The sequence below is a fragment of the Akkermansia sp. NBRC 115031 genome, assembly GCF_030268505.1.
In the GTDB taxonomy this organism is placed as follows: Bacteria; Verrucomicrobiota; Verrucomicrobiia; order Verrucomicrobiales; family Akkermansiaceae; genus Akkermansia; species Akkermansia massiliensis.
In genome coordinates this window covers 243,017-268,865 of the sequence record NZ_BSQU01000001.1, presented here as the reverse complement: position 1 = coordinate 268,865, position 25,849 = coordinate 243,017, and the positions used below count along the sequence as shown (strand labels likewise).

The window sequence follows — 25,849 nt, the reverse complement described above, 5'->3', positions numbered from 1 at the left end:
GGTTCAGTGCCTTTTCCTGTAATATTGCCACGCTTGCCTGAAGAAGCCGGAAACCGTCTTCCGGACGCCCGCATACCGCAGGGAAAACCGCAAGGGCCGTTGAATTGAGCCGCACAGCTCCAGCAGCTCCTCATCGGTACTCCGAAAAAGGCGGCTTAAACAGCATTTGAGGAAGGGGATTCCGTGGCGGCGGGAATGAAAGGGGATGACGTGCACTCCCCGGCAGCCGCCCAGAAGCTCCCTTTGCCTGCGGTCAATGGGAGAAAACAGGGAGTGGAAATAATAAACGGGGGTCTCCGCATGCAGAAAGGGGGCCAGGCGGTAAAAAGGCGCCCGTTCCGGGTCGTTCCCGTACCGTACCAGCAGGGGATTGATTCTGGCGGCGTCTTCCATTTCCGTTTCCGGCGCAAGGTCAAAATAGCCGTTGAAGGAGAAAACGCGCTCCGCATGCAGCAGGGAGCCGAAGAGAACGGCGGCATAGCCTCCCGAGGAACTGCCCACCATCGTTACCCGGCAGCCTTTCGTCTCGTTTTCAAGCCACTTCAGCACCTTTTCCGGAGAGTTCAGGCGGCTGTTGATGCCGCCTAGGTACCATTGCTTGAAAACGTCCCGAATGAAGATGTGCCTTCCGCAGCCCGGAACCCTGGTTCCGAACCATTCAAACGTATTCCGCAGGGTGACCCGTTCATGGAACCGGGCGCGGTTGTTGGGAAAATACAGGTCGTTGCTGCTGAAATAAACGGCGCACCGCGAATCATCCCCCTCCGGAGTGCGCTCCATGAGGTAATTGTCACGGGTCCTGTACGTCTCCAGCACCTCTTCGTCATCCGTCTGGAAAACCCAGTCTATTTCGTTGCTGTCCATAAGAAGGGGAAAAAAACTCGTACATGCATGCAGATCATGGCCTTGCACGCGGCCAGCAGGCCGTCGTGCCTGCGGACGTAATGGAAATAGTACCTGGGCTGGGCATTCCCCAGCGGGGAATACAAATTGCGGAGCCTGCCTGCCAGGGGCACCTTCCGGTCCGTCCAGGCAACGACCTTGTCATGCCGTTCGCAGGTTCCCAGGCAGGCGGGAGCCACCCGCAGCTTTATTCCGCGTTCGCGCGCCGTCCGGGAATAATCGTAATCCCCCAGCGCGTGCAGGTAGAACCCGTCCAGAATGCCTATGCGCTCCACCACCCGCCGCGGCACCCACAGAATGTTCCCGTGGCATAATTCGCACTCCCTCAGGGTTCCATCCGGAATAACGGGCTTCCCGCCCGCCGTGCCTCCATAAGTCCACTCATCCGTGCCGGGATGGCAGGTGGAGCCGCAGATGACGGCGGCGTGTTCCATCCGGAGGGAGGCTTCCAATAGATGGCTTACGGCAAACGGATGCAGCATGGTATCATCATTCAGCCACAGGTAGAAATCCGCATCCTTCTTCAGGGCGTCCTCCCATGCCGTCCTCATTCCCCGGTTCCAGAACAGGGTTCCGTCACCTCTGATGACGGATACGGAGGGGTAAGCCTGCCGCACGGCGTCTCCGGTGCCGTCTGTGGAACCGTCATCCACCAAATGCACGGAGACGTCCAGCCCCGCTTCCGGCAGGGCGGAGAACAGGGCGGCAAGGGAGCGGAGCGTTTTTTCCCTGCGGTTGTGGCACGTCATCAGGACCGCAAGTTTTTTTCCGGAGGTTTCGTCAGTTTTCATGGAATGCGTATGGAAGGGAGAGGGTTGGAGGAACGGCGGCGGAAGATGCTTTCCACCCATTCATGAAGCTCGCCGTCCGTCATGGCCCGGAAACGGCTGGAATAGCACATGGCGATCATCATCCACAGGGAGATGTTCATGATATCCAGATTGAAGTTGGTATCCTCCAGCCATCCCCAGAGCCAGCGGAAGGCCACGAACACTCCCAGCAGCTTCATCCAGCGGTTGTTGGAACGGTAAATGGCCAGATAGGAGGCCTGCCAGTAAAATCCCGTGTAAAGGAAGAGCCCCGCCACCCCCGTCCAGGCGAAAATATTGAGGAGGACGGGTTCGCACCAGGCGCGGCGCTTCTGGTCATGGTAGGACTGGCGCTCATCACTGGACATCTGGAAACTGGTTTCATACCCCTGCGCCGGGGTGCGCCCCAGCAAAATGCAGCCGTCCTTCAGGGAGGAAGAAGCCACCTCTTCAAAGACGATGCTGCGGGAATCCGCCAGCAGGTCGTCCTCCACGGAACTTCCCGGCGCTCCGGCGTAGGAGCCGACGTCCAGGACATTGAAGACGCCGCCCAGCCCGAGGGCGAGAAAGAGGGAGGGAATTAAAAACAGGGCGTGCCGCGTCATCCTGTAAAAGCAGTCCTTGAACAAATCCCTGCCGCAATAGACGGCCAGCAGGGACAGAGCCACCAGCGCCTTTAGAATCTGGCTCCTGGCTCCCATGCTGACGCACACCATCAGGCATGCCATGACCAGCACCACCAGCTTCCATTTCCGGGGCAGCAGGGGCAGCCACGGCACCAGCATCAGCAGGGGATTCAGCAGGGAGGCGTAAAAGTCCGGATTAAGGGTGAACATGAACAGGAAAAAAACGGGGATGAACACCTTGAACCAGACGGACAGGACCTGCCGCGTCACCTCCGGCAGGCTGAACACGTAAACCAGCACGGGAATGAAAAGCGTGGGGGCATTCGTCACCAGGGCCCGCGCGGACCAGTAGCCGTCCACGGCGAAGACGCCCCGCAGGCAGCAAATGAATACCCACAGGAAATAAATGGAAAAGAGGGGATAAACGGGGGCGTGCCCCCTCCTGAAATACTTCCGCATGATGACGAAGGACACCGCCAGCAGGAGGGCGGAGGAAAGGGAAATGGCCTGTTCCGTACAAATCGGGTGAAGGACGGCGGCGGACGAGTACATGGACAACATGATCATGGCCTTCACCAGGATGATGAAGGGGAGCACGACCCGGATGCTTGAAGGAAGGCGGGATTTCCCATCAAGGGGCGGCCTTTCATTCGCCTGGCATGAAAGGGCCGTATTACGCATGCGCGCTCCTTTCCATCACCGGAGAAGCTTTCCCCTCCTCCGCCCGGCGGATGCGGCGCGCCGGATTTCCGGCCCATACCTCATTGGAAGGGATGGAACGCGTTACCACGGAACGTGCTCCCACGACGGCGTTGTCCCCGATGGAAACGCCTTTCAAAATGAAGGTTCCGGCACCCAGGAAGACGTTGTTCCCAATCCTGACGGGAGCGGACCGGCGCAGAAGCCTGTCCTCCGCTCCCCGCCTGGCTTCCGGGTCCAATGCGTGGAAATCCGTATCCATGATGTGGACGCCGAATCCGGCCTTTACATCGTCTCCGATCGTCACCGACTGCGTGCAGATAATCACGGTATTGCTGATGCCCACCCGGTTGCCGATGCGCAGCACGCCGTCCCGGTCCACGGAAATCAGGCAGCGCTGGGAGGAACGGGAGACGCCGTGGGGGCCGTTCCGCATGGTAAATTCCCTTCCTATGCGGCACGGAACGGATTGGCGGCGACTTCCCCTGGATATCCTGACGTCCGGAATTCCGAACGAACAGAGGCCGGGGCCGTAAACCGCGTTGCCGGCATACAGGAGCCACCTGGCATACCAATTGTGAAGGGGATGCAGGCAGACGGCCCAGCAGCGGAGCACGGCTTTCCTGGCAAGATAAATCAATTGTTGCATGCGGCCCCCTCCCTTCCCTTTCCTTCATGTTCCTCCGTCCCGTTCCCTGCGTCTCCGGCAATGCTCCCGTAGATGCGCTTCAGTTGTTCCGCATTCGCGGAACGGTCATGGCCCGCCAGGGAGGCCTGCCTTCCGCGGAAGGAAATACGCCTGCACAAATCCATGTCCCCGAACAGGCGGCACACCAGCATGGCCAGCATTTCCGTCTCTTCAAACCGGTACAGGAAACCCGTTTCCCCGTCGGACACGGAATCCATCATCCCCCCGGCATAGGCCGCGATGCAGGGAGTGCCCACCATCTGGGCTTCCCCCAGTGAGTTGGACTCATTTTCAATCATGGAGGGGCAAACGAACACATGCGCCTTCCGGAATTGGCTGCACATCTGCTCCGCGTCCAGGCGTCCCAGCCAGCGGAAGCGGTCCCGGACTCCAAGCCGTTCCATCAGGTTTCCCAAATAACGGGCGTAGCCGTTCCTGCGCCACGCAGGGACTGACAGGATGTCCGGTCCGACCACCTTCACCCTGGCGTCAGGATAATGCCGCAGGACCAGGGGAAGAGCCTCCACCACCTTGTGGAATCCTTTCAGGGGGTAGTGGGACTGGCCGAGAAAAATCGTATGCTTTTCGCACGCTCCGGCATCCCATTCATGACGGTAAAAGGGTTCCCTGAGCGTGGGCTGGAGAACATGGTACCGCGCCGCGGGGTTCATGGCCCATGCGTGGGAACGGTCCCAGGCGGTACATCCGATTACATGGCGCACCTTGCCGAACAGCTCCCGTTCGTATTTTCCGCGCGCCTTGATCTTCCGCTGCTGGGCAAAAAGCGTGTCGCGGCGCAACAGATCGCGGAAAGTAACGGATTTCACGAGTTCCCGAGCAGGAATGCCGCCCATATAGAACCCGGCGCAGACGGAAGACAGCCCCTGGATGGAAACGGCCGTGCGTTCCGCCCCGCAGGCCTGCACCCAGGCCAGGGAGTGCGGGTATTCGGAACCGCGGATATGGACCACGTCCGGGCTGAATATATCCCTGATTTCCCGGAAACAGGGTTCCAGTTCCTTCCTGTAAACCCCCATGTCCGCAGGGGCGGGAACCAGGTAATAGGTCATGGCCTCCCCGTCCAGGCGGCGCAGGGTGCGCCCCGGGTAAAACATGACGGCGGCCAGCTTTAAATCCGGGGCGGCTTTCATCAGCTCCTGCGCTCCCGCGTACATCCAGCCTCCCAGAACCGGTTCCGGAAGCCCAAGCATCCGGCACGGTTCGGGAAACAGGATATTGGACAGCCAGAGCACATTCATCCCTTTTTCCGGAGCGTTCATGTTTTTCACCAGTAGCACCCCCCCTCCACACGGCTGGCGTGGCCTACCGTCTCCTCTCTTCCCGGCCTCGCCCACGCGTCATTGAAAAGCCGGGAATAATCATGTTTGGGAGCGCCGGGATCGGCCCCGTAGGCCGGGTCTTCCCAGCGCCTGCCCCGCAGGCCGAACAGCAGTTGAAGAGCCCCGCCGAGATGCACGGCCTGCCTGCCCCTCCTCTTGGCATGGGCCGCCAGATGAAAGCCGTAAGCCCCGCATCCGATGAGGCACACATCGTAATCCCGGCGGTCCATCTCCCCCTCCATCCATGCCAGGGCTTCAAACCAGTCGGCAAAACGGTCCGGCCCCGCTCCCATGCTCTGGACGGCGGCCAGCGTCTCCAGGGAAAAGGAAGGAAGAACCTCCGGGTTTTCAAAAATCCTTTCCCGGTTCCGTTCGTATTGGCGCGTTATGCTTTCCGCGAAAGGATGGACCACCAGCACCTTCCTTCCCTCCAGGGCCCTGCTCCATGGCCGGGAAGACCAGTAAGGCTCCAGATTCAGCAGGCGCACGCGGGGAACGTCCCGGATCATGGGCATCACCTCCCATTCGTACGGAAGCCAGCTTCCCAGAATATCCAGTTCCATCATGTCACACAGCATCAGCTCGCAGAAACGGGCCAGATACTCCGGCGCGGCCGGGAAAAAGCCGGACCACTCCCTCATCTGCCTCATGATGTTTTTATTCCACCACCACTGGTCCCTCCGGCCCGTGATGTAGTCCAGCGGATTCCTGCCCGCCTTCCCAATTTCCAGATAATTATGCAGGCAGGACATTTCCGTGCAGCCAAACCGTCCCACCATGGCGGGACGGCCGGAGCGGAGAAGGTCCTCAATCATCGCGGAAGCCGCGTCCGCGTCCAGTTCACAGGAAGGGGGGCCCAGTTCCTCCCTGCCGGAACAGCGCTCAAACATGCGGCGCAGCAAATGCAAACCCTGGTGCGTCAGTGAAATCATGGCATGGACAAGTTTAATTACCTCCGCAGGCATTCTCCTCCCGAAGGAAGCGGCGCTTCATGGAGCGGAGCTCCAGCCGGCTGCGCCACGTCTTCCAGTTCCTGGCGGCATTCCTGATTCTTGCGGAGAAAGGGGGCTTTTCCTCCGGATCAAAAAAACCCCTCCTGGAAAAATCCATGGAGATGCCGTGCCGTTCAAACAGCTCCGCCACCGGCCCGTACCATTTGCCGTGGATGATGCCCGTGAAAATGTAGGGAATGATCTGGTACCCCTCCCGGGAAAACAGGGAGGGGTCCACCGTCAAAAACTCCATGCGGGAATACTTAGCCCTCCGGCTGCCGAAGCATTCGAACTTCCAGGCTGATTCTTCCTTCCTCAACAGGGAAAGCAGCGCCTCCCTGCGCCACAGGGAGCCCTGGCAGCACGCGTACCAGGGATAATCCGGGTCACTGGTGAAAAGGCCTTCATACCGCGAAGGCTCGCGGGCCGGGATTCCCTCCGGCGTCAACTGGATGCAGGGAATTTCCGGATGGGCGCGCATCTGCGCCGCGTATCTTTCCACCGCCCCGCCGTCCACCGGCGCCGTCAGGAAGTAATCCTCCTGCATGTACAGCACCGTATCCGTTTCCATGGCCTCCAGGGCCCATTTCAGGCATTCGCTCCACGTGGCCCTCCTGCGCCCCGGAATGATGCGGCCTGCGCAGCTCCTCAGGGAAACGACGTTTTTCTCCGGACCGGAATAGGTCTTGTACTCCGTATTCAGGTACACGCGGGCGGGGCAATCGGGCCAATAAAGGGACCAGAGCCTGAAAAAAGGCTCCCAGCAGTCTTCAAAGGAATCACAGGTATTGACGAGAATGGAATAGGATTTCATGGAATTATTTGGAAAACTGAATTTTCCTCCAGGCGCTTTTCAGGAAAAAAACAAGGGTGCCGCGCTCCCTCCCGTCCAGAGAAAAAAACCAGAGGAAAAGGAGGAAGACAACCAGGAGCGAGCAGGTGCGAAATAATACCGGAACGGGAGAAAGCGACGCATCAATCCGGCACAGGAGGATGCCCGCGGCAAACGTAGCCGCGCTGGGAACAAGGCACGGCGCCAGCACCTGGAAAGAAAAATCCCGCAAGCTGAGGCCAAGGCGCCGCACGCAGATGGAAAGCGCCAGCAGCCCCCCCGGCAGGGTTACGAAAAGAATGGCGGCCACATACATCATGCAGGGAGACCATCCCATGCGGTAGAATCCCCAGGTAGCGCCCAGGAAAAGAATTCCGGACCCCGTTTTCACCAGCGTGTACAGGCGGATGTTCCCCTCCGCGTAAATGGCGGACCCCAGGCTGAGGAAAAGCTGTTCCAGCAAGGTTCTGGCAAGCTGGAGCCTGCAGAACAGGACCGCCCAGGCGGGGACGGAATGAAGCCAGAGACCCAGGAGCCCCGGAGCCTCCAGAATCAGCGGAATGGCGAAAACCGCCATGAGCAGGTAGGCGAATTTGCAGCCGGACAGGGAGGCACGCAGCATGAGGCCGCGGTTGCCCGCCCCTTCGCTTTTTGAAATGACCGGATTCAGGGCCTTCAGCATGGTCCCGGAAAAAGCCATGGTTTGCCCGTTGATCTGCTGGGCGACGGCCTGCGCCGCATTGAGGGCGACGCCGAAAAAGTGGTTCAGGACGATGCCGACGCCGTATTCCGACAGCATGCTGCTGGCGGAAACCGTGAAATTCCAGCCCGCAAAGCTTCCCATTTCCCGGAAAACGCCGCGTTTCCAATAACGCCGCGGCGCAATCACGCACTCCGCATAGTTCCTGCGGCAATAAACAAGCATGGCCGTCATGGCAAGGATGGAAATCCCGGCCATCAACACCCCGTACAGAATCAGCTTGTCCGCCAGCACATGAACGACAAGCAGGGCCGCTCCCAGCTTCAGGAAAGATTCCAGAACGCCTATGACGGCGAAATACAGCATATTTTCATGGGCGTTCAGCACGGCTTCATAAGGAACGCCCAGAATGCCGAACACGGTGCTGGCGATCATGGCCCAGTAAACGCACCTGGCGGCAAAAACCCGGTCCTCCGGAATATTGAGAACATGCCCGAACAGGATGGGGGCCGCGGCATACAGCAGGATTCCGACCATCACGGCAATGGCAAGATGGAGCACCACGCTGATATTAAACACGATTTTCTGTTTCTCCGGGTCCCCTTCCCCCTCCGCGTAGCTCATGAAGCGCTGGGTAGCCGCCGCCATGCTGGCGTTGAGAAAAGCCAGCATGGCAATCACGCCCGCCACCATGTTGAAAATGCCGAAGTCGTCCACTCCCAGGGCATTCAGGACCAGGCGCGTCGCGTACAGGGAAATGAACATGGTGACGCCCATTTTCATATACAGGAATCCTGTGTTCCTTATCACTCTGGAGACGGTGTTCATGAAACGGTGGAAGAAAAAGACTGAAGGGCGAATGCTGGAAAAAGGGGCGGTTCAACGGCTCTATCCGTCTGCTTCGGAATACTCGCTGTAATAATGAAAACGGGAATTTTTGAAATTCTCCGCATTGAGGATAAGGGCGACGGCACGGAATTCGCCCTTGTCCGCCAGCCCCTGGATGGCGGGAACGTACTGCTTCTCGATCATGCCGCACCTGATGACATAAAGAACCAGGTCCGCATGGCGCGCCATGAGGGAAGCGTCCACCACGGCCTCATACGGGCAGCCGTCCAGGATGATGCGGTCATACCGGGCGCGCCAGTACCGGAGCAGCTCTTCAAAACGGTCCTGGGTCAGCAACGCGACGGGGTTGGGGGGAACGGGGCCTGCCGTCACCAGGTCAAACCCCGAGAACTTCCTGCCGGACTGCAGGACGGAATCCGGAGACGCCTGCGGGTTCATCAGCAGGTGCACGAGGCCCCTGCTATTCTTCCCTCCGTAAAAGGCGGAAAGGCTGGCCTTGCGCAAGTCCCCGTCAATGAGGAGGACTTTTTTTCCGGTCTGGGCATACGCGGCGGCCAGGTTCAGGGCCGTAAACGTCTTCCCCTCTCCCGCCCGTGTGGATGTCATGAACAGCACGCGGGAGGCTTCCTCCGGATTGGGCAGCAGCATAAGTTCCGCATTGTTGCGGAGAATGTGAAAGCATTCTTCCATGAGGGAGCGGCCATTCATGACGACCAGGGGCAGCTTCGCCCGCTCTTTTCCGGAAAGCAGGGGCAGCGCTCCTGCCAGCGGCAGGTCCGTCAGTCCGGCGAGGTCCTTCTTGTCCCGCACCTTCGTATTCAGGGCGTTTCCAGCCAGCAGGGCCAACAGGCTCACCAAAGCTCCTCCGGTCATGCCGCCCACCGTCATCAGGAACAATTTGGGCGCTACGGGGGCATTGGAGCCGAACGCAGGTTCCAGAATGCGGGCGCTTGGTTCCGTCGTGGCCAGGGCCAGGGCGTTTTCCTCCCTCTTTTTCAGCAGCATCAGGTAAAGCTCCTCCATAACCTTCTGTTCCCGCAGAAGGGGGACCAGGCCTTCATCCTTGGAGGCCATGTCCGACAAAAGCCGGTTGAGTTCATTCCGCTCCTTTTCCAGTTCACTCATCCTCACTTCCAGCGCGTTGCAGTAATTGGCAATGGAACGGCCAATGGATTCGCGCATCTCCTTCATGTTCTCCGCAAGGGAGGAGACCATGGGATTCTGTCTTCCCGCGCTGGCGAACAATTTTTTATGCTGGAGGAAATTGTCGTTGAAAAGTTCAATCTGCTTGGCAATTCCCGCATCCTGAATGCCTATATTGGCGGGGATCATGTCCTGCTGGCGGCTCCGGTCCGCCAGCAGCCTGGCGAGCACCTTCACCTGGATCAACTCCGTCCTGGTGGAGAAAAGTTCCGTCCCTATTTCCTGCACTCTGTTGAACGTGGCATCCAGCGTCGTATCCATGTCCTTGACGATCCGGCTGTTGCGCTTGTAGTCAATCACCTGCTTGTCCACGCCGCCGAGCTGGCCGCCAAGCTTTCCAATGCGCTTGACGATGAACTCCTCCGCCCGCGAGGCGGCCATTTGCTTCTCCCGCCTGGAATGGTCATTGTAAACCTCAATAAGATAATTCAGGGCGTCTTCCGCCTTTTGCGGATGGGAAAGCCTCAACGTCAGCTCCAGCAGGCTGCTTTCCTTGGAATCGGGCCGCGTTACGCTCAGCCGGCCCAGCATTCCGTCGGTGGCCTCCTTCACGGAAACGCGCTCCACGAAAATGGTCCTTCCCATGCTGCCTGAAGAAAAATAAGAAGTAGGGCATACATTCACCGTGGCGAAGGGAAGCTTCAGCGGAACGCCGAACTTTCCGTGCAGAACGTTTTCCCCGCTCTCCTTCGCCCGGTAAGACAGGGAAAATTCCCGGCCATTCAGCGGAGTAACCGCCAGGGAACAAGGCTGAAACGCCACCTCTTCACTGAACTCCGCCTTCAGGGGAGTCGTATGGTAAAGATCCACTTCCCGGATATTCCGCTTTTCCCAGTAGGAGACGTCGAGCCCCAGCCCCTTCACCACACGGCCCATCACCTCCGAGGACTTGACCACATAGCTCTCGTTCGCCAGGTTGGCCTCCCCCGGCTTGAACCCCAGATCGGAAAGAATGATTTCCGAGACCTGGGCATTCTTCTGCTTGTCATCCCTCAGCATGATGCGGGCGGTCTTCTGGTACAGATACCCCTGCCGGGCGCAGATGAAATAAGCCAGCCCCCCGCCCAGCAGGGCGCACGCCAGAATCCAGGGCCAATACCTCCTGGCCGTGGAAAAAATGAACCGGAAGGAAAAAATATCGTTGTCCTCAGGCTGTATCACTGAAACGGGCATGGAAGGAAAACAGGATGAAGCGTCTTACAGGCTAATGGCGATGACGGCGATAAGCAGGGACAGGCCCGAAAGGCCCCAGGCGTAGTACTGGGCGCTTTCGCTCCTCATGTTGATCTTGCGGTCCGACGGAGTGACATAAATAATATCATTCTGCCGGATGTAGTAATAAGGAGAGGAGAAAATGGACTTGCTGCGCAGGTCCAGCTTGACGATCTTCCGGTCACGCTCCATTTCCCGGATCAGCACGATGTCCCGGTTGCCGTCGATATTCAAATCTCCCGCCCGGCTGATGGCGTCAAAAATGGTGACGCGCTGGCCGTCCACCTGGTAGGAGCCGGGATTATTCACCTCTCCCAGAACGGAAAATTTGAAGTTCATGATCTGGACGTTGACGGAGGCGTCCTTGATGTAATCACTGTTGCGGAGCTTTGCGGAAATGTCGTGGGCAAGCTGGGAACACGTCTTCCGGGCGGCCTTCATCTTCCCGATGACCGGCAGGACAATATATCCCTCGTCGTCCACCAGGTACCCTTTGGGCCGCGAATTGCCGGTGTTGTTGGAGATGGAATTGCCCATTTCCGCCATGATGAAGGGGGTAGTCAGTTCCGGCTGCTTGCTGCTGACGGAAATATAAAGCTGATCGTCTTTTTGAATAGTCGTCTGGTATTTGGTGACTATATCCTGCCGGGTCTCACCCGTAATGTCCTGGATATAGAGAACCTCTTTCGGATTGACGCAGGAGGCCAGCAGCAGGGAGCAGACAGCCAGGGAGGCCAGCCGGAAAATTCCGGGAGAAAAAAGAGAGGGGCGGTTTATCATCATTAAGGTATAAGGTTATGGTTTTAAATGGATAAATAATCAGGATTCTTCCTGCTTGGACGGAAAAGGCACAGGCACGGAAAGATCGTTCCTGATGAGCATGCTGCCCGAGATATTCCTGAAAGCGTCCTCGCACTGCCGGACGTCCTTATGGGCCAGCAACCGGACAACGGTTTGGAAAACGATCCTGGCGTCCATGAACAGGGACACATTCCGGGCGTAAACGATGTCGTAGCACAACCGCCTGTAGAACGGGATTCCGTTCCTTCCGTATACCTGGGCCATGCCGGTCAATCCGGGCCGGACGGAACAGCGCGCCATGCGGCAGCGGCCGGGAAAAACATCCAGCTGATCCGGAATCCATGGCCGGGGGCCTACAATGGACATGTCTCCCTTGATAATGTTGACCAGCTGGGGCAGTTCATCCAGGGAATAGCGGCGTAAAAAAGTTCCAAGCGGAAAAGACCTCAAGTCATCCGGAAGCAGGAGCCCCTCCGAATCACGGGCATCCGTCAGGGTCTTGAATTTAAAAACCCTGAACAATTTCCCGCGGTACCCCACACGCGTCTGGAAAAAAAACGGAGACTTCCGCGTATGAACCAGGAGTATTATGGATATAACGGCCAGAAGAGGCGATACGATTATCAATGTCCATAAGGATATGGCAATATCCAATACGCGTTTTCCAAAAAACTTATACATGGCTCCGCACGCAAACTACCGGATTTCAAATCCGGCATCTGACTTTCCGGAGAAAAACGCTCATCATCAATGATGATAAATAACTTGCATGATTCTAAAATTTCCTTTCACGCCGCCTTGCGGAAGCGCTGCCATTTATATATTCAACCACAAGTATCTGATCCGCATGAAAAAATATTAATTCGTCATTGACGACGGATTTGAAATCCGCACTTTTCATGAATGCAACAACAACAAAATGGAAAGGCGAAAAACGCCGCCATTCCTGAAAAATGAAACCGCTTTCCAAGCTCACAGGAACAACCAGAATATTCCGGGTTCAAAATGCCGCAATTGAAGAGGACCGCAATGGTAAAACAGGAAAATTAAGGAAAAAGAAACCTGAATTTCCGAGGGCTGGAAAATTCTTTCGGAAAAGGACGGCATTCCGAAGAAATGCGCCTGGGGCATGCGCCAAAAAGCGCACATCTTCACGGACAATGAATTGCCGGCAACAGGCATCAAGACAAAAAACCGGTTCCTATGATGCCATAGGGCGGATGGCATTCCCTGCCGGAGTTGAACCGAGCCTTTGCCGTTGGAGAGACGGCCTTCCTGACCGCTAGAAGAAGGGAACGTTACAGCCGGAATAAAACAGCCCGCTTTTCGCAAGCCGCTGGAACTGGCATAGCACTTTCCCGGAAAGAGTCAATGATTTTGCCGTATATGTTCCCTTTTTTAATCAAACACGGGATTCCAGCAGGGATCGTCCGCCGCATCAAAGCACAGCAGCGCCTGTTCCGGCGTGTTCTTTTCCAAAGCCATGGGAGGCAGTTCATCCCGTCCGAACCAGCGGCTTTCAGACGTTTCCGGATTGGGCTGGAAGGAGCCGCCCTTTTCTTCACATAATACAAAGACCTTGCAAACCCCGTACGCATAGGGGGGAGGGTTGTGCCTGTTGCGGTCATGCAGGGCTATCAGCCGTACCGCTTCCACTTCCAGTCCGGCTTCTTCCCGCACTTCCTTGATCGTGTTATCCCGCACGGACTGGTTCACATCCACCCAGCCGCCCGGCATGGACCACAAGCCGGAACCTTTTTCTTTCACCAGCAATATTTTACCTTCCCGGAAAATAGCCGCGCGGGTATCCATTTTCGGCGTTTGAAATCCGGTCTCACTGCAAAACAGCCCCCGGACCGTATCCATATCCAGCCCGGATTTGGCGCTCATGATTTCCGCGGCGATTTCCCTCAACCGCTGGAAACGCTCCAGATCATAGGGGTCTTTCGCATACGTTATCCCCGCCTGGGCCATAAACTGAAGTTCCACCGCCCATTCCAGCCATTGCGGAGGCAGCGCATTACGGACCGTTTCACCAGCGTCATCCATGCGTCCACGTTACCACAAGGAGCTATCCCGGCGAACCTTATTTTCCATCCGGCCGCCTTCCGTGGCGGATTGTTCACTCAGGCCTTCTGGACCATTCCCCATCCCCATGGCAGATTTCCCCGCGTAACCGGCACGATTGATTCATCCAGTCTTAATGGACCAAGGTACGGGCACTCCCCAGGTTTGCCGTTCCGCATGAAAAAGACGCCTCATGACGCTCCATGCCGCATGAGGCGTTGATCATTTTTCCCCTTTTACTTCCGGCACCGCCACGGGTTCCCCCAGGAACCGGGGTTCACGCCCCCACAGCCACAAGTCCAGCATCATCCATACGCGCGCCGCGCGCTCCCTGAACCAGCTTCTAATGCGTGAACTGCGGTTGGGAACATCCGGGGCGCTGACGGCCCACGCGTCCATTTCCTCATGTGCAGCGATCGCCAGGGCGCGTTCATTGTGAAAGGCCTGGGAAACGACGATCATGGTTGAAACGCCAAAGACCTCCTTCATCCTCACGACGGAATCCAGCGTCCGCAGCCCCGCAAAGTCACACACAATCCGGTCCTCCGGAACGCCGCGCTCCACCAGGGCCTGCTTCATCCATTCCGGTTCATTGTAGGCGTGGGAGCTATTGTCCCCGGAAACGACAAAAACCGTCGCCTTCCCGGCCCTCCAAAGTTCCGCCGCCGTATCCATTCTATTATAGAAATACCCGTTGGGGCCTCCCATGAACGCAGGGGAGCACCCCAGCACCAGGGCAGGCGCGCGAACGGGAACATCCGCGGAATGCTCAAAAACCCTGCCTCCGGAAGCGGAAGCTATGTACCACTCCGCTCCCGCCGACAACAAGGCCAGCGCCAGAAAGGCGCCTCCCGCCGCTTTCAAAATGAAAACGGTTATCCTGCCCTTCCTGTTCCAGCCACGATCCAAATGCTTTCCCATCCAATAAACGGCTCCTGCCAGCATAGACGCTCTATTTCACTTTAAGCTTTGAATGTAAATAGTTCTTAACCGCAGGATCCACCGTTTTGATATCCAGCACCGTATCACCCCATTTATTTTTCGCCTTAATGTCCGCTCCGTGATCCACCAGAAATCCCGCCACATCCAGATAACCGCCCTCCGCGGCATAGATCAGCGCGGTTTTTCCATGCCTGGTCTTTCCCTTTACCTTGGCTCCCTTTTTGACGAGGTACTTGACCATATCCAGGCATCCCCGCTCGGAAGCCTTCATCAAAATGGAGTGGCCTTCCTTGTCCGTGCCATTCAAATCCGCTCCTTTAGCCACCAGCATTTCCATTCCATCCATATTCCGGCCATCAGCGGCATACGCCAGCACATTCCGGCCTCCCTTGTCCCTGGCTTTCACGCTGGCTTTCCTGTCAATCAAGTAGGCAAGAATGTCATTGCGCCTGCACGTTGCGGCTCTCATCAGGGCGGTCGTGCCGAATTCCCGGTCCTTTTCATTGGCGTCATATTTGCATTCTTCCATCAAATACTTGACAATGTCCATATTGCCCCCTTCCACGGCTCTCATGAAAATGGAAATGCCGTACTGGTCCACAGCCTTGGGGTTGGCGCCTTTGGACAGCAGGTAATCAAAAATCTCCTTATCTCCCACATACGCCGCCCAGGCGAGAGGAGACCAGGTCATCGCGTCCCTGCCATTCACGTCGCTTCCCTTTTTCAAGCCTTCCAGCTGCAACCCGAGATTCACCCAGTTCTTCAGCCTGTTTTTTGACTTTAAGGGGTCGAGGGCCTCCTTCACTTCCTTTACCTTCTTTAAAGCGGCATCGTAAGAGTCAATTCCAGCGGCAGCGGCGTGAGAAATGGAAGCCGCACACAGGCAGGAGCCCACCGCCCAAACGGAGAGTTTGTTCAAATTCATGGTCATCATAGGGTGTGGGGATGGATACCGGAAAGCCGGCAGGCCCCCCCCGGAATGGGTTCCAATATAAAATGGAAAAACCTTTTGGTCAATAAGAGAAGGAATGGGCCAACACCGGACCTCTAACAAAAAATGGCTCCTACCCAAAATTCCATGTGCCCGGCTGTCCGGGACCCCGGACAGCGTCACTACGCAATCCTGCAAGGGACGCTTGAACATAAATGCCCCAGGTCCTTTTACGGAAAACCAGATGATTTCATCGCAAAACAGGGAGAATACCCCACCCGGCAGTACTGGGGGAGGCTCCTTTCAACACATTCTTCAGGTAACTATTGTTGACCGGAGATACAAATAAAAGCGGTAATTTCCGTATGCTTGAAGACGGAAAAGGCCCGCCAGAAGCGAGCCTTTTATCTACATAATTTATTGTTATTCAGCGAAGTACCCCCGACCGGACTCGAACCGGTACGTCCTTGCGGACAACAGATTTTAAGTCTGCAGCGTCTACCATTCCGCCACGAGGGCATTGACCGGACGGCACTCTACAGGAATGCCGCGGGGATTCAAGCACGAATCCCCTTCCGGTTTTTAAATCCCTAGCCGCAGACTTCCACAACCATGCTTATTTCCACCGCCACGTTGAGCGGCAGGGCGGACACGCCCACGGCCGTGCGGCTGTGGCGGCCGATTTCGCCAAAGGCTTCCACCAGCAGGTCGGACGCGCCGTTCAGCACCTTGGGATGGTCGTAGAAATCCGGGCCGGCATTCACAAATCCGTTCACGGCCACAATGCGGGAAACCTTTTCCAGGGAGCCCACGGCCTGCACGATGACGGCCAGGCGGTTCAGAACGGCGGCTCGCGCGGCGGCCTGCCCTTCTTCCACCGTCAAGTCCTGCCCTACCTTGCCGAAGTATTTGTCCTCCCCGTTCACGGAGATGCCGCCGGAGAGGTGAAGCAGGTTGCCCGTACGCACGCATTGCACGTAGGAACCTACGGGCGCGGGCGCATCGTAAATGGCGTAACCAAGATCGGAAAGGCGTTGACGTATTTTATCCATAATAGAGAATTTGACAAAGGTTGGATTGGAAGAATGCACCGGAAATATTTGCGTTTCCAGATGCATTTCATGACATTTTGAACAATTTTCGGCCTGTTTGCACGTAAAATGATTGCCATCTACCTCATTTAGTTGCTATTGAAACAACCCGTACATGATGACCGAAGAAACTCCTTCCACAGACCCCAAGCAGCAAATTCCGGACCTTTCCGGCTTGGCCGACTTCCAATTCGGTCCGGCCTGGGCGAGACCGGGAGCCCGTCAGGAACGTTCCGCGTCCTATCCGGAACGCAGGTCCGGCGACAGGCAGGGAGGCGACCGCCGTCCGCGGCGCGACAGCCGCGAAGGACGCCAGCCCCGGGGGGAACGCCGTTTTGACGGTCAGAATGGTGAAAGAAGATTCAACCGGGAAGACCGCACCCGCGGTTCCTTCCGCCCGCGCCGCGACGGAGACCGCCGCGAACAGGCGCCCCGCCCGCCCATGGTGGAACCGGCCGAAGGCCTGCGCGTGGAGCTGCGCCCCGTGGATTCCGGCCTGGCCGCCCTGCACCAGGAGGTGCAGAAGCACCGCCGCACCATTTCCCTGCTGGACCTTGCCAAGGTGGTCATGGGTTCCTACGACCGTTATGACCTGGTGTTCATGAAGCAGGAGAACGGCCCGGACCTCTACCACTGCAAGCACGGCGACGGAGCCTGCTTCATTTCCCGCCAGGAGGCCGTCAAGCATCTCTGGCAGTCTTCCTGGATGCCCAAGTATTACGAGTCCGTGGAACAGGAAGTGGAAGCGCCCAAGGGCGATTTCAAGGCGATTGCCAAGTGTTCCCTGAACAATGAACTGGTGGGCCCCGTCAACTGGCACGGCTACCAGTCCGCCCTGATGAACCTGCACCGCACCAAGTTTGCCAGCATGCCCTTTGAGGCATTCCGTTCCAAGATCGTGACGGACAAGAGCGAGGAAGCCGTGCAGGCATGGCAGGAAGCCGTTTCCAAGCGCACCGCCTGGAAGCCCGTCCGCGAAGGCGCCTCCGAGGTTCTTCTGGAATCCCCCGCCGCCGTGGAACAGGATTTCGAGTCCAACCACTTTGAAGAGTGCTATGACGTCACGGACAAGGTGTTCGTCAACGGAGCCGTGAAGAAAAACCATCTTTCCCCCGGCCTGTGGGCGCACCTGATCCAGTTGTCCGGCACCACGCGCCGCCATCCCAGCATGCTGATTCCGAACCTCTGCCACGGGCTGGCGCGCCACCACATGCCCATTTTCAAGTGGAAGGGCAACCATTACACCGGCCCGGCACGCCCCAAGGCCATGGAAGAAGGCACCGTTCTTTCGGATTCCCTGATGTCCATCGCCACCTGGGCGGCCAACAATCCGGGCAAGGGCGTGGACGCCATGCTCAGGGAGCTGGCCCCCGTGCCGGACCCGGAAAAGGCCACGGAAGAGGAAGTGGCCCAGGCTACGGAAAAACAGCAGAATCTGGTCCGCGACCTGTTCTGGCTGTCCGAACAGGGCTACATTCTGGTTTTCTCCAACAACACCGTCAGCCGTCCGAAGGCCGTTCCGGCCCAGGCCCCCTCTCCCAAAAAGGCTTCCAAGGAGAAGCAGAAACCGGAAGAGAAGGCGCCGGACATGCCGGTGGCGGAAGCCGCCGCGCCCCAGGAGCAGAAGGAGGACACCCCTTCTTCCGAAGCCCCGGCAGCCCGGGAGGAACCCGCTGAAGAAACTGACACGGCAGCCGAGCCTGCGGAAGCAGCCGCCCCTCCCGTGGAGGAAGAGCTTCCTGCGGAAAATGTTCCGGAGACGGTTGCCGCAAAAGCCTGACGCCTTTCCCGAATTCCCCCGTCATACAGTCCGCAGGATTATCTTGATTCTGCGGACTTTGTTTTGTAGAAGAAAAGGAAATCAACAGGATTTTACATATGATCAGTACAACAATGGCAACCGCTCTTAATGAGCAAATCAAATGGGAAATGTATTCAGCCAACCTTTACCTGGCCATGTCCGCCTACCTGCAGGACGCCGGCCTGACGGGGTTCGCCCACTGGATGCGCGTCCAGTACCAGGAAGAAACCGCCCATGCCTTGAAATTTTACGATTTCCTTCTGGCGCGCGGAGGCCAGTTTACCATGTTGTCCATCGATGCCCCGGCCGCGAGCTGGTCCAACATTCTGGAAATGTTTGAAGAAACGCTGTCCCACGAACAGGAGGTCACGCGCCGCATCAATGACCTGGTCCGCCTCTCCAAGGAGGAAAAGGACTTCGCTACGGATATTTTCCTGCACTGGTTTGTCAGTGAACAGGTGGAAGAGGAAGAAACCGTCAAGGACATCATCAGCAAACTGCGCATGATCAAGGGAGAAGGCCAGGGAATGCTGCTCATGGACAAGGAGCTGGCGGCCCGCACCTTTACCCCTCCCCCCGCCAATTAACTCATTCAGCCGCTTTTCCGGCCATTCTCCGGCACGTTTTCCCCATGAAAACGCTTTTCCGGAGAATGGCCGGCAGAACAGTTCGGCTATCAGGAGCGCATGAACATCAAGATAAGGCCGGCTGCAAGGGAGGATGTCCAAAAAACAAGCGCTCTATACGATGATTTTTTTGCCTGTAATGCTGCCCAGCTACCGGAAAATTGCGTTGCGGCAACTGAAACGGGAGATTGCCCGAATCCTGTGATTGAAAGCGGCAGCGGCGATATCATGATCGCGGAAAGAGACGATGCCGTTATCGGATTCGTGCATGTTGAAGAAAACGCGCCACCTCCCTATCCTTCCGTAGTTCCTCATAAATATGCCTGCATCATAGACTTTTTCGTCATGCGGGAATACAGGAGGAATGGAGCAGGACGCCTGCTTTTGGATAAAGTCAAACGCTGGGCAAAATCACGAAACCAGGAATACCTGGAACTCATGGTATGGGAGAATAACGGCAGCGGCAGAAGATTTTACAAGCGTGAACATTTTACAACAGCATCCCGGACAATGCGCCTGGACGTGTAACCGACTTTTTAAATGGAATTATTAAAGATGAATGATTTTGAAACAGCCTTGGTGAGCCCGGGGAAAAACAGCCTCATTCCGGAGGAGGACAACTGGTTCGGCCCCCTCGTCGGAACCTGGGATATTGAATGGGTTGACGGGCACGGCACGGAGCATGAACGCCACGTGAAAGGGGAATGGATTTTTTCATGGGTTCTGGAAGGCATGGCCGTCCAGGATGTGTTCATCTGCCCTTCCCGGGAGGCCCGGAAGATCAAAACCTGGCCGGACGCCGCCTACGGCACGACGATCAGAATTTACAATCCCCAGCAACGGACATGGGACATTTTTTACGGTGTGGCCGGAGAAGCCACGCGGCTGGAAGCGAGAAAGGAAGGCAGCCGGATTGTCCTGACGGAAATTACCGGGCAAAAGATGAAATGGATTTTTTCCGAACTTACGGAAAATACGTTCCATTGGAGAAACATGGCCACGGAGGACGGGACGCACTGGTTCCTCCAGGGGGAAGCGTTCGCCGCCAGACGTATCTAGAACACGCTTGTTCATCGGCATGGCTGAACCCCGCCGTCTTTCCCTTTCTGCCCCCTTCCAGGCCCGTTTAAAGGGGTTTTCCCTGCCTTCACTCCTGTCCGGCAAATAAAGCAGCCCGGACTCAACAAGGAGCCATGCCTGCCGATGCCCGCCAGGCATCCATAAGAATTTCCGGGGGTAGAACCGGCTTTTTTCTCTTCTCCGGCAGTCCAGAACTGATGACGGGACCTGCCTCCAAAGGCGGCAGCATCCTGTTTTTCCTGGCGCGCACCCGTATAAAACTTTTCTGAAACAGGCCTCCCTTTCCCATGGAGAGCCCTTGCATGAGGCCTCTTTCCGGTCCGGGCTTGTCATGCTGATGCGCCCTTTTATGCCAGATTTATGCCGGTTTCCCGGCAGTTCCGGAAAAAACTTTCATTCATCAACAGCTTACGACTATTTTTAACATGTTATTCACATTCTATCCTCAAAATACAATCATTCTATTAACATTCAACATATTGTATCCGGAATACCATCAAAAGGCTTATTATCTGCAAATGTAAAATTTTAATAAAAATTTATATTTTTGACTTGCTCGCGGAAGGCGGCGGCGGTAGGTTGGCTGAACCGCCGCCAAGCCTCCGGACGGCACCGTTACCAAACCTACCCCAGACATTCACCACGACCATGAGCTCCATTTCCGAAGAAGCAAACAAGCTGGCGGATTTCATCCTGTTCACGCAACGTTCCTGCATTCTGAATCTTTCTTCAGAATTGAATGAGGGCAAGGTTTCCTATCCCCAGTTTTTCCTGCTGACCTACCTGGCCAGCGAGGACTTCCTGAGCATGTCCAGCATTGCCCTGAAGATGGGGCATTCCACGGCGGCGGCCACCGGCATGGTGGACAAACTTCAGGAGATGGGCTATCTGAAACGCATGAGCGCGGCCAAGGACCGCCGCAAAATCATGGTCGCCATCACCCAGGAAGGGCGCGACCTGGTGGACCGCATGCGCCAGAATATCGTCCGGGACCTGGCCGCCCTGATGGCCGGAGCGGACCCCGACGCACGGCAGACGCTTGCCGATACCGGAAAATCCATCAGGAAGCGCCGCCTGGCCTGATTTCCGGCCTTCTTCCCTCCGTTCCTTTCCGGGTAAAAAAGTCCGGAAGCCGGATCTCCGGCAACGCCTGCCCTTTCTTTTACTATTATATTCAGGAGCATGGTGAACAGGGAGGAGCTTCCTTCCCTTGCAGCAGGGGCAGGCCGCGTTCTTCACGGCCTCAAAACGGAGATTCCCCATGAACCGGCCATCCTTGGCATCCCTGTCCGGTCCCATCCCGATTTCCGGCCTTCCGGACTGGTCCGTTCCGCTCCCCCCTGCGGATGATTTTTCCCTTCCCCGCTTTTTTAAAAGGGCTTCCTGCGGAGATTGTTTTTGCCTGAACTGGGGCATCGTGCTAAATACTGGCAGTCACGAATGCAACAGACCATGGATCTCCATACCTATTTACGCAATTTTCCGGACGCCCAGGGCCGTTTTGGCGAATACGGCGGCGTTTACCTGCCGGACGAGCTTGTTCCCGCCTTTGAAGAAATTACGGAAGCCTACCAGACGATAGCCCACTCCGCCCAGTTCATCAATGAACTGCGCCGCATCCGCAAGCAGTTCCAGGGACGCCCCACCCCGGTTTACCACTGCGAACGCCTTTCCCGCCACCTGGGCACTTCCCAGATTTACCTGAAACGGGAAGACCTGAACCATACGGGCGCCCACAAGCTCAACCACTGCATGGGTGAAGGCCTTCTCGCCAAATACATGGGCAAGAAACGCATCATTGCGGAAACGGGCGCCGGGCAGCATGGCGTGGCCCTGGCTACGGCTGCCGCCTTCTTCGGCCTGGAGTGTGAAATTCACATGGGAGCGGTGGACATTGCCAAGCAGGCCCCCAACGTCACCCGCATGAAAATCCTGGGCGCCAAGGTGGTGCCCGTCACGCACGGCCTCCAGAGCCTGAAGGAAGCCGTGGATTCCGCCTTTGATTCCTACCTGAACAGTTATCAGGATTCCATTTACTGCATCGGTTCCGTGGTAGGCCCCCACCCCTTCCCGCAGATGGTGCGCGATTTCCAGATGTGCATCGGCGTGGAAGCCCGGGAGCAGTTCATGGAAATGACGGGGCTTCTTCCGGACGCGGTGTGCGCCTGCGTGGGCGGCGGCAGCAATTCCATGGGCATGTTCACCGCCTTCCTGGGAGACCCGCTGGATATTTACGGCGTGGAACCGCTCGGCAAGGGGCCCAGGCTCGGGGATCATTCCGCCTCCATCTCCTACGGGAGCAAGGGCGTCCTGCACGGGTTCGAGAGCATCATGCTCCAGGACGAGGACGGCAATCCGGGACCGGTCCATTCCGTGGCCAGCGGGCTGGATTATCCTTCCGTGGGTCCGGAACACGCCTACCTGCACGACATCGGCCGCGTGAATTACGTTACCGCCACGGATGAGGAAGCCGTAGACGCCTTCTTCAAGCTTTCCCGCTATGAAGGAATTATTCCCGCCCTGGAAAGCTCCCACGCCATCGCCTACGCCATGAAGTGGGCCCGGGAAAACAGAGGAGGCGCTATCCTGGTCAACTGCTCCGGCCGCGGAGACAAGGATGTGGATTACGTCGTGGAGCATTACGGCTACGGGGAAGACCGCCAGTTCCCCTCCTGATTTCATCCCCTTCATCGTTTCCGGCGGAGGGAGGATTTCCCTGCCCTCCGTCCGCCCCCTTTCCGCAAGGCCCTTCCGCCACGCCCCTCCATGAAAGAATTGTCCAGCCTGGTTCAACGGAGTTTCCACGTCGTTCCGCGGGAAGAGGATTTCCATACCCTGGCTTTGGGAGCGTCCGGCCGCACCATCGTCCGCATCCGCCTCGGCTCCCGCACATGCATCGGCATCCGGTGGGGCAATGACCGCGCGGATAATGATTCCTTCATCCCCGCGGACCGGCACCTGCACGCCCACGGCGTGAACGTGCCGGAGATTTACGACTACGAACCGCTCGGCGCCGGCTGCGGGGCCGCGCTGGTGGAAGACCTGGGAGACGCCAGCCTGCTGGCCTTCCGGGGAGAGTCCTGGCCCTCCCTGCGCCTGCGCTACATCCGGGCCATGGAACAGCTCCATCTGCTTCACTCCTGCCCGTTTCCGGAGGAGTTCCCCCTCCAGCCCGCCTTTGACGAAGCCCTGTACCGCTGGGAGCAGTCCTATTTTGCGGAACACCTGCTGGGGGCCCACCTGGGGCTGGAAACGGATTCCTTCCTGAACCATCCGGCCCTGGAAGAGCTGGCGCAATTCCTGGCCTCCCTTCCGGAATGCCCCGTGCACCGGGACAGCCAGTCCCAGAACGTGCACATCCACGCGGGTAAGACCTGGCTGATCGATTTCCAGGGCATGCGCGGCGGACGCCCGGAGTATGACCTGGCCTCCCTGGTTTATGACGGCTATGCCCGTCTGGAACCGGAGCAGACGAAGGAATTGCTCAGGGAGTGGGAAAAGATTTCAGGGCAGCCCCTGGATGACCGCATCTTCCGCGCCTGCGCCCTGCAACGGCTCATGCAGATGCTGGGCGCCTACGCCAACATCGGCCACAACCAGGGAAAAACCTGGTATCTGGCCCAGATTCCCGCCGGGCTGGAACACCTGCGGAAGCTTCTGCCCGGCTCCACGCTTGCAGAACCGCTGGCGGCCATGCTAGCATGATCTTTCTCCCTGCTCCTGATGACGCTGACCCCCAGATTCCTGCTTGTGCTGTCCCTGTTCCAGATTTCCCTGGGGCTGGGCTGGATTCTGGGGTACGTGTTTCTTCCGCCCACCATTTTCTGTTATGAGCGGGCGGCGGAACGTTCCCTGGCAGGAGAGTACCGGACCGTGCGCCCGGAAGGTCTGAATGCGGAAAGCAGCATCGTCCTCCAGCCTTACGATTATTTCAACAAGGGGCAGACGGCCCAGCTTCCCGTGGTTTCCCTGCACCGGGAATCCTCCCTGAACAGCTTTGCCGCCTATCCTCCCAATCCCATGGATTACACGGTGCTGTTCCGCCACCTGTACGAGCAGGGGGCCAGGAATGTCTACGTGATGGCTCCCATGGCCTGGGAGGAAGAGCCGGACAGCATCGTCAAAGCCGCCGTGGGGTATGAGCTGGACCGCTTCCGCCACAAGGCGCTGGGACGGCAGATGAGCGAGTCCTCCCGCCACGCCCCCCTCCCGCCGGACTGGAAAGGCCTGGTTATTCCCGCTGCCAACATCGTGGGAAAGACGGACCTGTTCCCTCGCGCGGACAGGCTGGTGGGGGAAGCTCCGCAACTGACCACGGCAGCCCCCGCCCTGGGAACCGTCGTGGAAAACAACGAACTGTTTTCCCCCTCCCCGGAGAACAGGGTTTCTCCGCCGCTTTTCATCCGCTGGGGTGAGGAGATCATCCCCACCCTTCCGCTGGCCGCCGCCCTGAACGCGCTGGACCTGAAACCCGACGACGTGAGAATCATTCCGGGCGACACCCTTTTCCTGGGCGGCAAGCGTTCCGTTCCGCTGGACAAATACGGCCGCATTCTCCTGGCGGAACACAGCAGCCCCACCATGCTGGACACCAAGGAGGTGATCGTCCCCGTCATGTCCGGCCTGCGGCCGCCGGATACCACCGCCGTCAGAAAACTGCTTTCCTCCGCGGACGCGGTTCTCGTTTCCGAACCGTCCGCCCTTTCCGACACGCCGGACGCACAGGCCCTCCTGGCGGCGCAAACCATCCGCACCCTCATGGGGGCGCTGGCTCCAGCCCCGGCCGTCCTGATTCCGGTAGCCCCCGTATGGGTGCAGTGGGTCATCGTGCTGGACGTCCTGCTCCTGGCAGTCTGGGCCCTCCGTTTCCAGCGCCGGGGGCGTTTCATCATCTGGGGGCTCTGCATCCTGGCGGCCCCGGTCATCGCGTGGTACCTGTTTTCCGTCCATGACACCTGGTTCCCCGTCATGACGCCCGTGGCGGCGGTGCTGTGCGTAGTGCTGGCGGGCTGCCTGTTCCCCTGGCTTTCTCCCCCCTCCCGCGATGCGGATGAAGAGGAGGAGGAAGACGCCGGAGCCCCCCCGCCGGAAGGTAATGGAGCCGGGCACGTGCTCCCCCCGGACAACCTGTACCAGGAACCCAACGAGGTGCCTATCCCCCACCATTCCAAAAGAGAACATCCCGACTCATGACACAGCGCAAGCACATCCTTTTCATCTGCACCGGCAACACCTGCCGCAGCCCCATGGCGGAAGGCCTGTTCCGGAAGCTTTCAGCGCATCATCCGGAATGGCGCGCCGGTTCCGCGGGAACTTCCGCATGGCACGGGCAGAAGGCCAGCCCGGAAACGCTCCACGTCCTCCAGGCGCACGGCGTCAACCTCTCCTGCCATGAAAGCCGCCCCGTCACGGAAGAACTGATGGAAAACGCCACGGACGTCTATGCCATGACGGAAAGCCACCTGGCCGCCCTGCTTGCCAATTTCCCCGAGCATGCGGACAAGATCAGGCTGGTCACCTGCTACACGGACAACCGCAGCATTGCGGACCCCATCGGCTGCGGTCAGGCCGCCTACAACAGCGTGGCGCGGCAGTTGACAGCCGCCATCCAGGCCATCATCGCCCGGATGGAACAGCAAGCGTGACAACTCTTTCCC

The 25,849-nt window shown here is 57.9% G+C and carries 25 protein-coding genes and 1 tRNA gene; 10 read left to right on the top strand and 16 right to left on the bottom strand.

From position 1 onward, the window contains the following. Window positions 1–3 precede the first annotated feature (3 nt). The 16 genes from QSJ36_RS01060 to QSJ36_RS00985 form a co-directional block, all read right to left on the bottom strand. Window positions 4–864: a hypothetical protein gene (locus QSJ36_RS01060; RefSeq protein WP_102728347.1), complete on the bottom strand. Its 861-nt coding sequence runs from the start codon at window positions 862–864 to the stop codon at window positions 4–6. Further along, window positions 846–1,694, bottom strand: coding sequence for a glycosyltransferase family 2 protein (locus tag QSJ36_RS01055; protein ID WP_285466192.1), 849 nt, complete (start codon window positions 1,692–1,694; stop codon window positions 846–848). Before QSJ36_RS01055 ends, QSJ36_RS01060 begins: the two co-directional genes overlap by 19 nt. Next, window positions 1,691–3,019, bottom strand: coding sequence for a hypothetical protein (locus QSJ36_RS01050; RefSeq protein ID WP_285466191.1), 1,329 nt, complete (start codon window positions 3,017–3,019; stop codon window positions 1,691–1,693). Before QSJ36_RS01050 ends, QSJ36_RS01055 begins: the two co-directional genes overlap by 4 nt. After that, entirely contained in the window at window positions 3,012–3,686 is a 675-nt protein-coding gene (locus QSJ36_RS01045) for an acyltransferase (RefSeq protein WP_285466189.1), read from the bottom strand. The genes QSJ36_RS01050 and QSJ36_RS01045 overlap by 8 nt, the downstream gene beginning before the upstream one ends. Continuing rightward, the gene (locus QSJ36_RS01040; protein ID WP_285466187.1) at window positions 3,674–5,005 is read right to left on the bottom strand and encodes a glycosyltransferase; all 1,332 of its coding nucleotides are present in this window, start codon (window positions 5,003–5,005) and stop codon (window positions 3,674–3,676) included. Before QSJ36_RS01040 ends, QSJ36_RS01045 begins: the two co-directional genes overlap by 13 nt. 5 nt (window positions 5,006–5,010) lie before the next feature. Next, on the bottom strand, window positions 5,011–5,997 hold the full coding sequence (locus tag QSJ36_RS01035; protein WP_285466186.1) for a hypothetical protein: 987 nt from the start codon (window positions 5,995–5,997) through the stop codon (window positions 5,011–5,013). Window positions 5,998–6,010: 13 nt separating this feature from the next. After that, window positions 6,011–6,871 carry a hypothetical protein gene (locus QSJ36_RS01030; RefSeq protein ID WP_102714004.1) on the bottom strand — a complete coding sequence of 287 codons (861 nt, stop codon included), beginning with the start codon at window positions 6,869–6,871 and terminating at the stop codon, window positions 6,011–6,013. Window positions 6,872–6,875: 4 nt separating this feature from the next. Next, window positions 6,876–8,417, bottom strand: a complete 1,542-nt coding sequence (locus tag QSJ36_RS01025) for a hypothetical protein (RefSeq protein ID WP_285466180.1) — start codon at window positions 8,415–8,417, stop codon at window positions 6,876–6,878. Window positions 8,418–8,477: 60 nt separating this feature from the next. Beyond that, window positions 8,478–10,814 carry a polysaccharide biosynthesis tyrosine autokinase gene (locus QSJ36_RS01020; protein ID WP_285466178.1) on the bottom strand — a complete coding sequence of 779 codons (2,337 nt, stop codon included), beginning with the start codon at window positions 10,812–10,814 and terminating at the stop codon, window positions 8,478–8,480. A 24-nt stretch (window positions 10,815–10,838) separates the two neighbouring features. Next, window positions 10,839–11,636 (bottom strand): polysaccharide biosynthesis/export family protein, encoded by a 798-nt coding sequence (locus tag QSJ36_RS01015; protein WP_102727461.1) that lies wholly within the window; start codon window positions 11,634–11,636, stop codon window positions 10,839–10,841. 36 nt (window positions 11,637–11,672) lie between these two features. Then, window positions 11,673–12,335, bottom strand: coding sequence for a sugar transferase (locus QSJ36_RS01010; protein WP_102727460.1), 663 nt, complete (start codon window positions 12,333–12,335; stop codon window positions 11,673–11,675). Window positions 12,336–13,052: 717 nt separating this feature from the next. Beyond that, a complete protein-coding gene (locus tag QSJ36_RS01005; RefSeq protein WP_250715294.1) occupies window positions 13,053–13,703 on the bottom strand; it encodes an NUDIX hydrolase in 651 nt (216 codons plus the stop codon). A gap of 240 nt (window positions 13,704–13,943) precedes the next feature. Next, window positions 13,944–14,585, bottom strand: coding sequence for an ElyC/SanA/YdcF family protein (locus QSJ36_RS01000; RefSeq protein ID WP_180972979.1), 642 nt, complete (start codon window positions 14,583–14,585; stop codon window positions 13,944–13,946). Between the two features lie 88 nt (window positions 14,586–14,673). After that, window positions 14,674–15,588: an ankyrin repeat domain-containing protein gene (locus QSJ36_RS00995; protein WP_285466171.1), complete on the bottom strand. Its 915-nt coding sequence runs from the start codon at window positions 15,586–15,588 to the stop codon at window positions 14,674–14,676. A gap of 442 nt (window positions 15,589–16,030) precedes the next feature. Beyond that, window positions 16,031–16,113: transfer RNA gene (locus QSJ36_RS00990), tRNA-Leu, on the bottom strand. Window positions 16,114–16,184: 71 nt separating this feature from the next. Continuing rightward, complete coding sequence (locus QSJ36_RS00985; protein ID WP_102721838.1) at window positions 16,185–16,646, bottom strand: RidA family protein; 462 nt, start codon at window positions 16,644–16,646, stop codon at window positions 16,185–16,187. Between the two features lie 154 nt (window positions 16,647–16,800). On the opposite strand from QSJ36_RS00985, the gene QSJ36_RS00980 reads away from it, so the two are divergent. The 10 genes from QSJ36_RS00980 to QSJ36_RS00935 all read left to right on the top strand — a co-directional run bounded on the left by QSJ36_RS00980 (window position 16,801) and on the right by QSJ36_RS00935 (window position 25,837). Continuing rightward, a complete protein-coding gene (locus QSJ36_RS00980) occupies window positions 16,801–18,465 on the top strand; it encodes a hypothetical protein (RefSeq protein ID WP_285466170.1) in 1,665 nt (554 codons plus the stop codon). Between the two features lie 98 nt (window positions 18,466–18,563). Then, a complete protein-coding gene (locus QSJ36_RS00975; protein WP_180970932.1) occupies window positions 18,564–19,073 on the top strand; it encodes a ferritin in 510 nt (169 codons plus the stop codon). Window positions 19,074–19,172: 99 nt separating this feature from the next. Beyond that, on the top strand, window positions 19,173–19,640 hold the full coding sequence (locus tag QSJ36_RS00970) for a GNAT family N-acetyltransferase (protein ID WP_285466165.1): 468 nt from the start codon (window positions 19,173–19,175) through the stop codon (window positions 19,638–19,640). A 27-nt stretch (window positions 19,641–19,667) separates the two neighbouring features. Continuing rightward, on the top strand, window positions 19,668–20,171 hold the full coding sequence (locus QSJ36_RS00965; protein WP_253231479.1) for a hypothetical protein: 504 nt from the start codon (window positions 19,668–19,670) through the stop codon (window positions 20,169–20,171). A 134-nt stretch (window positions 20,172–20,305) separates the two neighbouring features. Beyond that, window positions 20,306–20,461 carry a hypothetical protein gene (locus tag QSJ36_RS00960; protein WP_180971497.1) on the top strand — a complete coding sequence of 52 codons (156 nt, stop codon included), beginning with the start codon at window positions 20,306–20,308 and terminating at the stop codon, window positions 20,459–20,461. A gap of 379 nt (window positions 20,462–20,840) precedes the next feature. Next, window positions 20,841–21,275 (top strand): MarR family transcriptional regulator, encoded by a 435-nt coding sequence (locus tag QSJ36_RS00955; protein WP_102721794.1) that lies wholly within the window; start codon window positions 20,841–20,843, stop codon window positions 21,273–21,275. Between the two features lie 369 nt (window positions 21,276–21,644). Further along, window positions 21,645–22,868: a tryptophan synthase subunit beta gene (gene trpB / locus QSJ36_RS00950; protein ID WP_022396763.1), complete on the top strand. Its 1,224-nt coding sequence runs from the start codon at window positions 21,645–21,647 to the stop codon at window positions 22,866–22,868. Between the two features lie 90 nt (window positions 22,869–22,958). Further along, complete coding sequence (locus QSJ36_RS00945; protein WP_285466162.1) at window positions 22,959–23,897, top strand: phosphotransferase; 939 nt, start codon at window positions 22,959–22,961, stop codon at window positions 23,895–23,897. An 18-nt stretch (window positions 23,898–23,915) separates the two neighbouring features. After that, window positions 23,916–25,385, top strand: a complete 1,470-nt coding sequence (locus tag QSJ36_RS00940) for a hypothetical protein (RefSeq protein ID WP_285466161.1) — start codon at window positions 23,916–23,918, stop codon at window positions 25,383–25,385. Then, complete coding sequence (locus QSJ36_RS00935) at window positions 25,382–25,837, top strand: low molecular weight protein arginine phosphatase (RefSeq protein WP_102729371.1); 456 nt, start codon at window positions 25,382–25,384, stop codon at window positions 25,835–25,837. The genes QSJ36_RS00940 and QSJ36_RS00935 overlap by 4 nt, the downstream gene beginning before the upstream one ends. Window positions 25,838–25,849 lie beyond the last annotated feature (12 nt).